This is a genomic window from Paenibacillus sp. JT22N7, from assembly GCF_059383875.1.
Genome location: NZ_JBXENY010000014.1, coordinates 37,065 through 50,881, shown reverse-complemented (window position 1 = coordinate 50,881; position 13,817 = coordinate 37,065). Strand labels below are relative to the sequence as shown.

13 protein-coding genes are annotated in these 13,817 nt (G+C 47.8%); 5 read left to right on the top strand and 8 right to left on the bottom strand.

Going from position 1 to position 13,817, the window contains the following annotated elements:
* Positions 1-64: 64 nt before the first annotated feature.
* The 8 genes from AC50Y5_RS29195 to AC50Y5_RS29160 form a co-directional block, all read right to left on the bottom strand.
* On the bottom strand, positions 65-394 hold the full coding sequence (locus AC50Y5_RS29195) for a hypothetical protein (protein WP_056035013.1): 330 nt from the start codon (positions 392-394) through the stop codon (positions 65-67).
* Between the two features lie 547 nt (positions 395-941).
* Positions 942-1,283, bottom strand: a complete 342-nt coding sequence (gene cdiI / locus AC50Y5_RS29190; protein WP_235533145.1) for a ribonuclease toxin immunity protein CdiI — start codon at positions 1,281-1,283, stop codon at positions 942-944.
* 31 nt (positions 1,284-1,314) lie between these two features.
* Positions 1,315-4,056: an EndoU domain-containing protein gene (locus AC50Y5_RS29185; protein WP_494864953.1), complete on the bottom strand. Its 2,742-nt coding sequence runs from the start codon at positions 4,054-4,056 to the stop codon at positions 1,315-1,317.
* Between the two features lie 14 nt (positions 4,057-4,070).
* Entirely contained in the window at positions 4,071-5,204 is a 1,134-nt protein-coding gene (locus AC50Y5_RS29180) for a DUF4280 domain-containing protein (RefSeq protein ID WP_494864951.1), read from the bottom strand.
* Positions 5,205-5,216: 12 nt separating this feature from the next.
* The gene (locus AC50Y5_RS29175) at positions 5,217-5,720 is read right to left on the bottom strand and encodes a hypothetical protein (protein ID WP_056037562.1); all 504 of its coding nucleotides are present in this window, start codon (positions 5,718-5,720) and stop codon (positions 5,217-5,219) included.
* A complete protein-coding gene (locus AC50Y5_RS29170) occupies positions 5,692-6,336 on the bottom strand; it encodes a hypothetical protein (protein WP_056037565.1) in 645 nt (214 codons plus the stop codon). Before AC50Y5_RS29170 ends, AC50Y5_RS29175 begins: the two co-directional genes overlap by 29 nt.
* 12 nt (positions 6,337-6,348) lie before the next feature.
* Positions 6,349-6,546 carry a hypothetical protein gene (locus AC50Y5_RS29165; protein WP_056037568.1) on the bottom strand — a complete coding sequence of 66 codons (198 nt, stop codon included), beginning with the start codon at positions 6,544-6,546 and terminating at the stop codon, positions 6,349-6,351.
* Between the two features lie 26 nt (positions 6,547-6,572).
* A complete protein-coding gene (locus AC50Y5_RS29160; RefSeq protein ID WP_056037570.1) occupies positions 6,573-8,195 on the bottom strand; it encodes a contractile injection system protein, VgrG/Pvc8 family in 1,623 nt (540 codons plus the stop codon).
* A gap of 338 nt (positions 8,196-8,533) precedes the next feature.
* Between AC50Y5_RS29160 and AC50Y5_RS29155 the strand changes: the two genes are divergently transcribed.
* The 5 genes from AC50Y5_RS29155 to AC50Y5_RS29135 all read left to right on the top strand — a co-directional run bounded on the left by AC50Y5_RS29155 (position 8,534) and on the right by AC50Y5_RS29135 (position 13,747).
* Positions 8,534-9,052 carry a DNA-deoxyinosine glycosylase gene (locus AC50Y5_RS29155; RefSeq protein WP_494864948.1) on the top strand — a complete coding sequence of 173 codons (519 nt, stop codon included), beginning with the start codon at positions 8,534-8,536 and terminating at the stop codon, positions 9,050-9,052.
* Between the two features lie 81 nt (positions 9,053-9,133).
* On the top strand, positions 9,134-9,580 hold the full coding sequence (locus tag AC50Y5_RS29150; protein ID WP_494864946.1) for a YwiB family protein: 447 nt from the start codon (positions 9,134-9,136) through the stop codon (positions 9,578-9,580).
* 2 nt (positions 9,581-9,582) lie between these two features.
* Positions 9,583-11,262, top strand: a complete 1,680-nt coding sequence (gene argS / locus AC50Y5_RS29145; RefSeq protein WP_494864944.1) for an arginine--tRNA ligase — start codon at positions 9,583-9,585, stop codon at positions 11,260-11,262.
* 211 nt (positions 11,263-11,473) lie between these two features.
* Positions 11,474-12,484, top strand: coding sequence for a glycosyltransferase family 2 protein (locus AC50Y5_RS29140; RefSeq protein ID WP_494864942.1), 1,011 nt, complete (start codon positions 11,474-11,476; stop codon positions 12,482-12,484).
* Positions 12,485-12,487: 3 nt separating this feature from the next.
* Positions 12,488-13,747 (top strand): mannosyltransferase family protein, encoded by a 1,260-nt coding sequence (locus tag AC50Y5_RS29135; RefSeq protein ID WP_494864940.1) that lies wholly within the window; start codon positions 12,488-12,490, stop codon positions 13,745-13,747.
* Positions 13,748-13,817: the final 70 nt, after the last annotated feature.

Here is a 13,817-nt window from a genome sequence, read left to right as displayed (position 1 = left end):
AATGGCGTTCAGGCTGCGGGTGTTTTTTTTGAATGGGGAAGAGGATTGGGGATGGATATAAGGCTTACCCAATAAACACAACAGCATTTTCACGTTGAAAAGCTTGGGGGAGTTCTTGCAGCAGCCTAGTAATTCTTTCAGATAATTTTGTGTGTTCCTCTTGCTCTAAATGTTGAGCTGCCCATTTTTGAATTTGATGAAGCTCGCCACAGATACTGGGCACATCCTCTTTCTCTACATTAATGCCTGTTGAAAAAATGGCAGTCCATTGTAAGTTTAACGATTGGATAGCGGGAAGCCAACACCGTTTGAAAAAAGCTTCAGTAGCTATTGGGATGAAAAAGCTTCTTTCAAAATCATTTTGCGGTTCAAGTATGAAGGCGCTGATTGTCATAGGTTTATTCCGCTCCCACTTTTTTTAATACGAGCTTTATTTTATAGATTATTGGTGTTTTTGAGGATTTGCCAATGTCTGTAACCAAAAAGAAGTGAAAGTTCGTGGAATAGATCGCGAGTATCCATGGGAAGATCGGCGCCAGTGAGACCTAAAAGGATGGTTCCGCCCACCCCGCCAGCATTGACTTCATCGGCGAAATCGGTAAAAAGATCAATTCTCTTTTATAAAAGAAAATCTAAATGCTTATTTCATCTTATGATTATAATTGATTCCAGTTCTTTATTGGCATGTTTGATAGCCGAAGGATTCTGCTTTTCGTATGCATCGACAGCTGAATTATAACTGTGATTGTTCTTCAACTGATCGAAATAATTCTTGCAAAAGCTTGTCTTATATTTTTTTGAACAAAAAGAAACCACATGGAGTTGTTATACTCGCATGTGGAATATTAGTTCAATTTGATTTACATGGGTTAGATGTGTTATTGGTTGATTGATGGGTTCGTTCGGCACTGGGTAGCCCCAATAGACCTCTTTACGAGAAACTAATGCAAATATCGTTTCCTAATACTAGACAGATAGTTCTCCAACTCATTACGGTCATCAGGAAATGCATCTACATAGTTTTTGCATGCCAGATTTAGATAATAATAAAATGTCACATAGTTTAAAATTACTTCTTCATCATGTACAGAGAACCTGACACCATCAAACTTTTCCTCATCTTCTTCAACATCATCTGGAAATGAACAATCTACCGCATTTATTCCAGTGCCAATGCCTACTGACATTTGCTCAACCGTCCTCATAAAGTTTGAACTAGGAACAGTATTAAAAAAAGCGATTACTGGAAAATGAATTTGTTCTAACAGATCTTTTTCCTGCAACTTACTCCTCATATTTATAAATTCCTCTCTACTAAAATTCCGGAAAAAAGGATGTTACTTTTCCATCTGAATCAGCATAGCCCATCCATTTAACACCATTGCTATCGTAACCTTCCCACTCTCTTCCCAGTTTCCCTTTAGAAAGAGCATTGTTTGCCGCCTCTTTGCCAAATTTAATATACTCCTCATCAGATATGACCTTTGGATCATAGATAGTTTTTACATATTCTTTTGCTTTCCATCCAGTAATTTCACCCGTTTTTCCATCTATGGAAGGGATTTGGTATGTGACTTTTTCAACTCCTGGCATTGATGGGTGCTTCTCAACATTCAATACGTTAACATCGTTCTTGTAGAATTCTACTTTATTGTGCGCACCGCCAATACCTCGGCTTCTAGGTACTTCAGGGTCAATGTATTTGATGTGACCTTCTAATTTAGGAGAATAGCTAGCTTTACCCGTCCCCTCAGCAATCTTAATCCCGAGTTCATCAAAAGCAGCAGCTTCATTATCCAGCTTCTTAATGAGTTTGCCGCTTTCATCAAGCACCTGATAGGAGCCATCAGGCAGCTTTTGAAGGACTTGAATAGCGCCAGAGCTTCCAGTATACTTCACGGCGCCCATCTTCTTGAGTTCCTTGACGACATCGGCGATGTCAGTGAGTTCGTCTACAAAACGCAAATTTTTAAGTGCGCCGACAACAGGGAAGAAGGATAACGTATTTAACCCCGTTTCTCCCGCATGTCCCCAGCTCCACTCCCAGTTCGTGAGATTGTGGAATAAATCGCGGACATCCATAGGAAGATCGGCACCAGTCAGACCTAGAAGTATACTTCCGCCAACCCCGCCCGCGTTGACTTCGTCGGCGTAATTGCCTTTAAGGATAAAATCGCCGCTTGTTGACCAGTAGTCGCGGAACGACTCCATTTTGGTTTTGCCGTAATGCGCGAGACGCCAGGCGTCAAAGTCGAGCGGCATGGCTGAGCAGGGATCGTACACTTCACTTATATAATAGTGGTAGAGGGCATTCTCGTCCATCGTACGGCCTGTAATCAGAGTGCCATCCGGGAAAAATACAGGAAGGCTCCGTTGCCGAGCTTCCTCATAAGCGGCCAACCGAGCGCCCACAGCGTCGGCAGACATGACCATGAAATCCATCGGATTGCTGGGACTCTCCAGACTGACCTTATCAGCGACAAAATGTACGGTTTTATCATCCTTCTGCATGAGCAGACTGCTGTTCTCGCAAATGAAGGCGAGGGACTCCGTGGCGGATAAGCTAACCGTTAGGCCGGGCCCGGGGACGGGGCCGTCTGCTCCAGCGTGATCCGGGTTGATAGATAGATTCTTGCCGGATAAATCCATACCACTCGTGCTGTTTACGAGCAGGCCGTTGCCCTCCAGCAGCGTGATCTGCGAGGTATTCCCGCTGGCATGCAGTTTAATCTGATGGTCGTTCAGCATTAAGGATTGATTGCCTGGTGAGAACCACTGCTTCGTACGATACATGGTATCGTCTGTTAGTGCTGGCCCGGGATTCCGGTTGCGAGGTGGTGCTTCTTTCGCCGGGGAAGCTAATCCTGCTGACACAGCGTTATTTGTCTTCTTGGGAGGAGGCTCCGGATTTTTACTGGAGGCTTCAACCCTTTGGGCAATCGCCTCATAGTCATTCCCTTCGGAGCTGATAATATAACAGCCATCCTCATGAGGGAAAGGGAAATGCAGGTTTAATACTTCGCCGATCTCTGGCATCGTACCGTAGCCTTTCCCGCTTCCTCCGGTAAAATAGGTGGGCTGAGGAAACCAGGTTGCCGTTTCCTTCTCCTGCTTTTCATCCATGTGCAGATGCAGCTTGGTATAATGGCTTTTAACCGCAATGACCGTTCCTGTCAGCGAGTGCCCGGAAAGCTTGTCGTGGTAGAGCCGCTCTTGCTGTGCGCCTCGTGGCGTAGCGAGCACATACGTGTAGCGCAGCAGTCCGTCTGCGGGGTGCAGCTGGCTGTGCTTTCCCACAACGACCAGCGAATGGCCCTGAAACCGCAGCCGATCACCGAGCTCATAGCAGGCGTATTGGTTCTTAATCTCATATTGCAGGCTGTCGGAATCGTGAAGGCTCGCTATGGTTCGGTTTTGGATGATACGCTGGGTACGGGCCACTTGCCTCGTCATCCGATACGGTGTAAGAGGAAGCAGGCGCTCATCGCGTCCTTCAGGCAAGCCGACGAAATATTTTGGGCCCTCCCGCCTAATTTCTGGAATCAATCCATTATTCACATAGGAGGTGAGCCGCCGGATAAAAGCCCAATCGGTCTCTTCGTATTGCAGAAGGAACCGCCCAACCGGCTTGCTGCACCAATCGTCCGGCCATATAAAATCGGCATGTGCATAATCGTTCATGATCAGCTTTAACACATCATCATAAGTCAGTTTTTGGTTTTGGAAAGAGCGGCTTTTCTTCTCAATATCCAAATGATAGGTATGGGAAATGCCGTCGATATGCACATAATAAATACCGTCGATCCGCTCCAGGCGGCTATTGCGAATGAGGCCATTAAACAATATTTCCCGTTCCTGCTCCCGATGTCTAAGCACGATTTTCCGATTGTTAAACGAGGCGTTTATATAGCTTGGCGCTTTCGACTCATCCAGCATAAAGGATAGGGAGAAGGTGGCGTGTGCATGGATGAGCTGATGAATGCTTAGCTCTTGCAGGTGAAGGACACCATCCAGGCCTTCCAGTAAAATCGTATGATAACCCCAGGTTTCTATCATATTGCCGTCTCCTTCTACCGTGTTTGCTCAGCAGCTAGGCCCGTGCGAATAAGCTGGAGCCATTGGTCGGTGATCTGTTCGGCATTTTCAGTAGAATGATTCATTTCCAGCTGTCCGCTGATCATATTTTTTAAAATAGTGAACTTCTTTTCCTCGTCCGACGACTGCTGGTATTCCAGCACATTAGTCATAGGGTTATACCATTCAATAGCAGGTGCTACATACTCCACATAATCGGTATAGCGCGTGGCATTCAGCCCATTCGCCCCGCTGTCCATGCCGTACCGTTCATTTACTAACGCAAGCAGAGACTTTCCCTTTGCTGCGTCGGTACGTCCCATGTCTAACTGAGCGGCATCGAGATAAGCATTCATCATGCCTTCATTTTTCAACATGTCCGGGCTGACGGCTCCCAAAGGATCGACGCGGCTGCGGAAGCCTGTCATCAATCCTATGAAGTAGGTTAGATCTACTTCCTGACCAGGCACCCCTTCGTTTAATACGATCTTTCTTTCAAAAAAATTAAACAGGGCAGGGTCTGATTTTTTTAAAAAGCCGGCAAGTCCTCGTGTATGTGCATCACTTTCCTTCTCCCAGAAGGTTTCACCATAATCATCCCAGAGCAGGAGGCTCGCCAGCAGCTTTTCTTTCTCTTTGGGATTGATATTATGGTCTTTCATATACTGATCTATTGCCTGCTCCAGCTGGGCAAGCTGAGCCATAGCGGTCTCCAGAGTCATCTGAGGTGTCTGACCATGATGCAAGACGGAGATGATGCCGAATCCGCTCTGGCATACGGTCCAGCTTCCTTCAAGCAAAGCCTGATAATGGCCGGCCAGCACATCGGTTTTGGCATTTTGCCACGGAATTTTAACGAGAGACGTACAGGCATTGCCTGTAACAAAGGCTCGTGCCTGCTGGATATTGCTGATGCTGTGCTCATCCATTACCGCAGGGTTGTAGGTTAAAAGATAGGGGCTGCTGCACGAACCGAAGCATCCAATACATGAGGCGTCAATATCTGTGATATTGGATAGCTTTTTATCTCCAGCATAAATATGGCGATGCTCAGGCACTTGCAAAGGAATGGGGTTGCTGCCATATTCGCAACTGAGGAGAGCGGTCTCGACGGCGTACGTTTTATCCATTTCATTCTCCTCTCATAGGGCTCGGACGGGCAAAATTTGTATTTCGGTAATGCCAGCCCTGCAAAGTCTTTCTAAAACCTCGGTATCTACAATCCAGCAGGCCTCCCTAACCTGATCAAGCATGAACCATTTGTTGAATCCGGCTTTCTGCCGATCAATGACGATTTCCTTCAAGGAGCCGTCTGGAAAATAGGTGGCAGCTTCATGCAGACATGGGAGGATGCGCGGTTGTATGAGCCAGTACACCTCTGTTCGGCCCTGCTCTAAATGTCCAACGGCGCAAGGGCGGTACAAGGTTTTGCTCTGGTAAACTTCAAATATTTTTTTAGCGGCGTCGCTAACCATGGCGACTGGTTTCTCGATGAAAGGGAGAAAATGAAGCTGCCCGCTATTATTTCTGGCTTTGACGGGGATGAACAATGGCTGCTCGCTCGTCCACAGCTCCTTCGTCACGTTCAGCTGTGGAAGGATGGCATTCTCCGTCCGGTTATCTTGTCTGATGCGAAAGTATTGCATGGATTTCCCTCCAGACGGCATCATTTTTTTCATTTTTAATGAAAAGCAGCTCGGTCTCCCCGCGGAAGACGCCGATTCGGAACTGTACCTCCCCTTCATAAGGCAAATGCTCATATTCGGGCGTATCCAGAATCGCTTCGATGGCCTCTTTGGCGATAAAGGCCATGAGCTTCTCATATTGCTTCAGCTCAATGAGAAAGATGCGTTCTACTTCCAGAAGGCTGATCTTCTGCACATATTTCTTGGCTGCTTGCTTGATCTGCTCATAGAAAGCGAAGAGTGGATCAAACAGCCAGTAAGGATGATAGGTTACTGCGGCGAGCTGCTTTCCGAGGTAATAGCCGTCGTCAAAAGCTTCAATGAGATAGGCTGGCCTAGAAAGCAGCACTTGGCTGAGCAAGAGTGAGTATTGGATATATGAAGCATTTATATGCTCGTTACTCTGGGCGCGCTGTTCCTGCAAAAACGTACAGCATCGCCGAAAGCCGGCTGCAAACTCGCTCAGTACCCCTTGCTTATGTTTAATAAAATAGTCCATAATTTGTCTGTATAATGCCTTAGCGGCGGGTAGTACGTCCTTTGCCAAATAATAGTCCAGAGCTTCTGCTGTATTCACCTAAATCCCCTCTTATTGCTGGTTTTTATAATGGTCGCTGATTGCAGACTGTATATCTTTCATATAGAGCTTGTTGCTCAGCTTCTTCTTGCTGAGCTTTAGAGCATGCACCGATACGCCGACTACAGGCAATCCGAGCAGTCCTCTCATGACGAGCTTCGTGAGCAATTGCTCGATTTCATCAGGCTTCTTAGCACCTGTAACAAGCATGGAAATCTCTCCTTTGCGTATTTCAATTAAGTATTCAATTTAATGTCGGTGCTTTTGATTTTAATTTCCTCCGGCGTGATCTCCATCTGGCTTTCGCCGCATTGCAGCGCGATTTTATCCGTAGCTTTCATATAAATCATTTCCTCAGCCGTAAAGCTGATGTCTGCTCCTGATTCAAATGTAATATCCATATCGGTGGAGATTGAAATGCCGCTTCCATCCGTAATGCGAATGAAGGTGCTGTCATTGCATACAATGGAGACGCTGGAGGAATTGTCGTCCAAAATAATCATTTTTCCGCCTTCCGTAACAATCATTTTCACCTTATTGTCTTCAGCTAGAGAACTGAATTCAAAGTTCGGCTTACTAGCCGCACTGGCTCCGCCAGTGCTTGCCGCTTGTATAGAAGGGGCTGCTTGCGTCGCTGACACCGCCGATATGCTTGTTGCGCTGCTTGCGTTTCCCGTTCCCGCGGTACTTTGTACCCGGCTTGCTCCCCCGGATGAGGAATGCTTGATCGAATTGATGACAAGCGCATCGGACTCATCCTTGGTTGGAAAGTGCACATTTACGCGATCACCTGTTTCGGGCATGCAATACCAGGTGGCGTAGAAGGTTGAATATTTAAGCCAATAGGCGGAGTTTTCGGATTGAGAGGGGTCGATGTCCAGATGAACCTTTAAAACATTGCGCGATACTTTAATGACGCTGCCCTGCAAGGTTAATCCTGCAATGGCTTCGTTAAACTTAGGTGGAGTGAAAAAGCCGTTTAAACGAGAAAGCTGATAAGTATGAGAGAGCAAATGGTTTTTGACCGTGGTGACGACCGATAGGACGTAATGAGTACGCTCTCTGTAAAGGACGGGTTCTCCCAGCTCTAACCATTTTGCATGCTCGCCAGTAATGGTTATTTCGTAGACGAGATAGTCGGATTCCTGAACGCTTGCCAGGTGGTTATTTGCATGGCTGCGAAACGCTTCGACATTTTTAAATACTTTCTCGTTTGCAGATTCCAGTCTGTATATGGCCGTGTTTTCTTCTACGCCGAGCACGAATTTGGGAGAGTTGAATGTAGAGTGAGCAATGAGCGGAATATAGAGCCGTGAAGCCATCCGCTTGATGAAGGACCAATCCGTTTCCTGATATTGCAGTGTAATACCGTTCAAAGTATCCCCAGCAGTGCCGTAGTGTAAAAAATCAGACTTGGGATAGTCTTCTAAAACCTCTTTAATCAGCTGCTCGTACGTCATATTCATATTTTGAAAGGAGCGCTGTTTGGTGACGATATCCATCAAATACGTATGTGAGAGTGCTTCAATGGTCAAATAATGGACAGCGCCAGCTTCAATGCCTTGCGCCTCTGCGTCCATATGAATGATAATGCCATGGAAAATCTTTCGATTGCTCTCGCTATTTTCATAGAACAGCTCAATGTCAGCATTCATACTGGCGGAACGCATCAGTTTTAGAACTGTTTCCTCGCTGGCTATACCTCTCAGCCGTACCTTGGTATGCTCATTCGGGTGCTTCTCCATCGTCAATGTCATATTTTCAAGCGGAAAAGCTTCCCCTTCATGTTTAATAGAAAGCCTTGCTGGGGCAGCTGGTCCACCGGCTGCTTTCTTTTGTTGCATTTTTAATGCTTGCATGATACTCCCTCCTAGCTGCTTTTTAAGTATAATCTTGTTATATCCATCTCTTTTATAGTATCGGAAGCAATAATTGTAAAATTTACACTTTCTTGAAATATGAGACTTTATAAGTTTCACCCTCGAAACGGTAGCTTTGCCGCCAAAGGGTGGCGACAGCCGTTTCACCTTGAAATATAGGAAAGGGTATCCTAACACAATCCTTTCTCTATATTTCTCGGACTGAAACGCGCTGCGCCGCCAAAGGGTGGCGACAGCCGTTTCACCTTGCTCGTGCGAGAAATTTCCCGCCAAAAATGCCATAATAGTTAAAACAGCTGGCAGGGGGTGACAGAGCGATGACAGAGCGTGTATATTCTTTTCCTCCCGTCATTGATGAGCGGGCCCGCGTGTTGGTGCTGGGGACGGCGCCGAGCGTGAAATCTTTGGAGCATCGCCAGTTCTACGGTCATCCGCGGAACTATTTTTGGGGAATGGTGTACGGGTTGTTTGATGCTGGGGCGCCGGATGAGGATTATGCGAAGCGGCTCGCTTTTTTGCAGGAGCATCGGCTGGCGGTGTTCGACGTCATTGAATCCTGCGAGCGCGAAGGCAGCCTTGATGTGAACATTAAGGATGAGAAGCCGAATGATTTGCCTGCGCTGCTGGCGCAATATCCGGGGCTGCGCTGCTTTGCATTTAATGGTACGAAGGCGTACGATACGTTTCGAAAATATTTTCGCAAGCATCCGGCGTTTGACTCGCTGGCGCTGCTCAAGATGCCGTCCACGAGCCCGATTCCGACGCAGAAAATGCGAAATCTCGAAGATCGGATCGCAGCGTGGCGCGGCATTGTTCCTTTTCTAGAGGAGCAGTAATCAACGGTAATCGTTGAAATTGGAAGGATACGTGTATATAGTAGAAGCATACGTCAAGACTGAAGATACAGGAGCACGAGGATGTCAGAAAGAATGAACGTCAGCATTAAGCTGGAAAGCAGGCAGGATGGCGCTGTTCAGGTGGGTGAGCATCGCGGGGAGCTGTTTCGCAAGGATCGCTCGCTCTATATCCGCTATGAGGAGCCGATCGAGGGAGAAGCGAATGCGGAGCCAATCAGGTCGCTTATTCGCTATCGCCAAGGCGAGCTGCTTATTACGCGCAGGGGAGCGGTAGAATCGGAGCAGCTTTTCGCTGTGGGCGGCAAGCGGGCTGGGCGCTATCGGTCCCCATTTATGAATTTTCAAATGGAGACGGAGACGAAGCAGCTTGTGCTTCATGCGGCTGGCGCTGCTGCGGGAGAGCTGGCGGAGCCTCCTTTTTCAATAGAGTGGAAATATGATTTGTGGATTGACGAGCATTTATCTGGCCGATTTCATATTCGGCTGCATATTCAGGGGGAACAGTAACGATGAGTGGAAATGTATTAGAGCAATTGTATGAGCAGGTAAAAGCGGCTATTGCCGACGCGGCAGTAGCGGGCGGGCTCGCAGCGCGCGAGGAGCTGCCAGCATTCGTGCTGGAGGTGCCTAAGGATAAAGAGCATGGCGACTTGGCGACCAATGCAGCGATGCAGCTTACCAAGCTGGCGAAAAAAAATCCGCGGATGATTGCCGAAACGATTATCGCGAATCTCGATTATGCGAAAGCATCGATTCAATCGGCTGAAATTGCCGGCCCAGGCTTCATTAACTTCCGCATGGACAAAAGCTACTTGTACGCCGTCGTTGGCGAGGTAGTCGCAGGTGGCGACAACTACGGACGGACGCAAATCGGCGCAGGCAAGCGCGTGGAGATGGAGTTCGTCAGCGCGAATCCGACGGGCAGCCTGCATCTTGGACATGCACGCGGCGCAGCGGTAGGCGATGCACTGTGCAATGTGCTTGAATATGCGGGCTATGAAGTAACCCGCGAATATTATATTAACGACGCCGGCAATCAGGTGAACAACCTGGCGAAGTCGATTGAAGCGCGCTACCAGCAGGCGCTGGGCAAGGAAGCGGAGATGCCGGAGGATGGCTACCACGGCGCGGATATTGTCGGCTTTGGAGAGCTGCTTGCCGAGCAGGAGGGCGATCGTCTGCTGAGCTTGAGCACAGAGGACCGTCTGGAGTTTTTCCGCAGGTTCGGCCTGGAGCGCGAGCTGGACAAGATCAAGCATGATCTTAATCGCTTCCGCGTCGGCTTCGATATCTGGTACAGCGAAACGTCGCTTTACAAGAACGGCAAGGTTGAACAGGCGCTTGAGGCGCTCAAGGAGAAGGGCCACGTCTATGAGGAAGAGGGCGCAACCTGGCTCGACACGATGCCTTTCGGCGACGATAAAAACCGCGTGCTCGTCAAAAATGACGGCTCCTACACGTATTTGACGCCGGACATCGCGTACCATATGGACAAGTACAGCCGCGGCTACGACCGGATGATCAACATTTGGGGCGCAGACCACCATGGCTACATTCCGCGCGTTAAAGCGGCGATGGAGGCGTTAGGCAACGACCCAGGCAAGCTGGTCGTGTTGATTGCCCAGATGGTCAGCCTGTTCCAGGACGGCGAAAAGGTGAAAATGTCCAAGCGTACCGGCAAAGCGGTTACGATGCAGGATTTGATGGATGAGGTAGGCGTAGATGCCATCCGTTATTTCTTCACGATGCGCAGCATGGACTCGCATCTGGATTTTGATATGGATCTCGCGATTTCTACATCCAACGAGAATCCGGTGTTTTATGTGCAATATGCGCATGCGCGTATTTGCAGCATTTTCCGCCAGGCGCAGGAGCAGAACCTCGCGCTGCTGCCGCTTGAACAGATCGACCTCAGCAAGCTAACGTCGGAGGCTGAATACGACCTGCTGCGCAAGCTCGGCGAGCTGCCGCAGGAAGTGGCGGAGTCGGCGGAGCAATATGCGCCGCATCGCATCATTCGCTATGTATATGAACTGGCCTCCCAGTTCCACAGCTATTACAGAGCAGAACGCGTCATTACCGAGGACGCGGCGCAGACTCAGGCGCGCCTTGCGCTGCTTGGCGCTATTCGCACCGTCATTGCGAATGCGCTCCGCCTCGTGGGCGTTTCGGCTCCTCAGCAAATGTAATATTCCCATGCAACAAAGATCAGCCTTTGCGGCAGCGGTGGCAGACAGCTACCCTTGCAGCAAGGGCTTTTTTTCTTGAAAATGGTGCATAATACGTTTTAAAGAAAAATGCCCAGCCAAATAGCAGCGATTTAACTTTACTTTAACCAAGGAATGCTATTATACTAATTGTCGAAAAATGGACAACATCATAGAGAGCGAGGGAAAAGTCATGAGAGGCGATGAGTCCGATTTGCCTATTGTATCGATCGTCATGCCCTGCTATAACGAGGAAGAAGCGCTGCCGGAAACGGTGCGGCAAATGTCCCTGCTGCTGGAACGGCTGGTGAAGGAGAGAAAGGTGTCCGAGCACAGCAAAATGCTGCTTGTAGACGATGGCAGCCGAGATAAAACGTGGTCGCTCATTGATTCCTTTCACCGGAGCAACCGTTTTGTGAGCGGGCTGAAGCTTTCCCGGAACGTCGGGCATCAGCGGGCACTGCTGGCAGGCTTGTTGACGGCGAAGGAATATGCGGATTGCATTATTTCCATCGATGCCGATTTGCAGGACGATATTACGGTGATCGACCAGTTTATTGAGAAGTACAAGCAGGGCTATGAAGTCGTGTACGGCGTGCGGAACAAACGAACGACCGATACGATGTTCAAAAAGTTCAGCGCGCAATTTTTCTACAAATTAATGATTAAGCTTGGCGTAAATGTCGTTTATAATCATGCGGATTACCGGATGATGAGCAAGAAGATCGTTGACAAGCTGGAGGAGTACCAGGAGGTCAATCTATTCCTGCGTGGCATTATTCCTACCATCGGCTTCAAATCCGACAGTGTGTATTACGATCGTCTGGAGCGAACCGCCGGCGAATCGAAATATCCACTGAAAAAAATGCTTATCTTCGCATGGGAAGGCATTACCTCGTTCAGCGTGTCTCCTATCCGCGCGGTGTCGGTTGTCGGCTTTTTTATGTCGGTCATGAGCCTAGTGTTCGCCCTTTATGTATTCGTCAGGCATTTGCAGGGCAACACGGTATCCGGCTGGAGCTCGATGATTCTTTCGATTTGGTTCATTGGCGGCATTCAGCTGCTGTGCATTGGACTAATTGGCGAATATATCGGCAAAATTTACATTGAAACGAAGAAACGCCCGAAATACTTCGTGGAAACCGTGCTGCATAACGTTGTGCCGGTGGAAACGAAATCGCAGCAATTACAAGAGACGAGGTGACGAATGGAATCGCTGCTGCTTAAAGCAAAATCGAATACGCAAGTTTTGATCTTCCTGCTCTCCTTGTTTGTCATTACGAGAATATTGCTTTATTTTGCAGGCTTTCTCGGCATGAATCTGTTTTCGAACTATCAAATTCCGCCGGACTATACGGTCGTGCAGGGGCATGATTTCACATCGAGCCAGCTCTCGATCCAGACGGATATTTCACAGCTGAAGAAGCCGAGCTTCGAGGATCTAAGGAAATTTGACAGCGTATGGTACTTGGGAATTGCCGAAAATGGCTATGATACGTATAACATCAACGAATCGCATCCTAGTGCAAATTGGGTGTTTTTCCCTTTATACCCTTTGTTAGTCTTTTTGGTGGAGTCTATTTCTAAATACGATGCGACAGTCGTGGGATCGGTTTTATCGAATTTGTTTTTGCTCGTATCACTTTTTTATTTTTATGGCATTTGTTTAAAAAGAGGACTGAAACAGGAGCACGCCCAAGTCGCGGTGCTGCTGCTGCTCATTTTTCCGACCGCCATCTTCTATGCCGTGCCTTATACAGAGAGCCTGTTCCTCATGCTGTCGCTAATGACCGTCTATTATGCGATGCAAAAACGATATTTTCTCGCGTTTCTGTTCGGGGGCTTGTCCGCTGTGACGCGCAATTTGGGCTTCGTCAACTTGTTTTTCGTTGTGGGTACGCTGTTGATCGAACACAGGCTGTACCGTTTCAAGTGGAAGGACACGAAGTATTTAGGCTATGCAATCATTTCGGCGCTGCCGCTAGCCGGTTATCTGTTGTACATGAAATGGCTTACTGGCGATTTGCTGGCTCCGATTACCGAGCAAAGCATCAACTGGTATCGCAAGACGGTTGCTCCGTTCTCGAACTATATTCATTTTATCCAAAAGCCTTATTTCTCAGGAAATGGCGGCTGGGAAAATGGCCTGCTTGCCTTTATTATCGCGAATGCCGTCCTCGTCATTTTTGCTGCCTTTCTTATTATGCGCTGGAAAGATATTCGCCGTAATGCTCATGAATGGCTGTTTTTTGCCTATGGATTGCTGCTTATGCTCATTCCGTTCGCCAGCGCCGAATTTTTGCAGAGCATTCCACGTTATGTCATGGTTGCGTTCCCCTTCTACATTTATTTTGCGGATGTGCTGAAAAATAATAAGGCGCTGCAAATGTTTTATTTCATGATGTTTTTCCTGCTTCATATTGTGTATGCGATTTGCTACTTTAATGGATATTTTTTCGTTGTATAAATTTATGAAAAAATAAATTGACGAAATTTGCGCTTAAGGTGTACAATAGCACCATATTACTTTAGCTCGT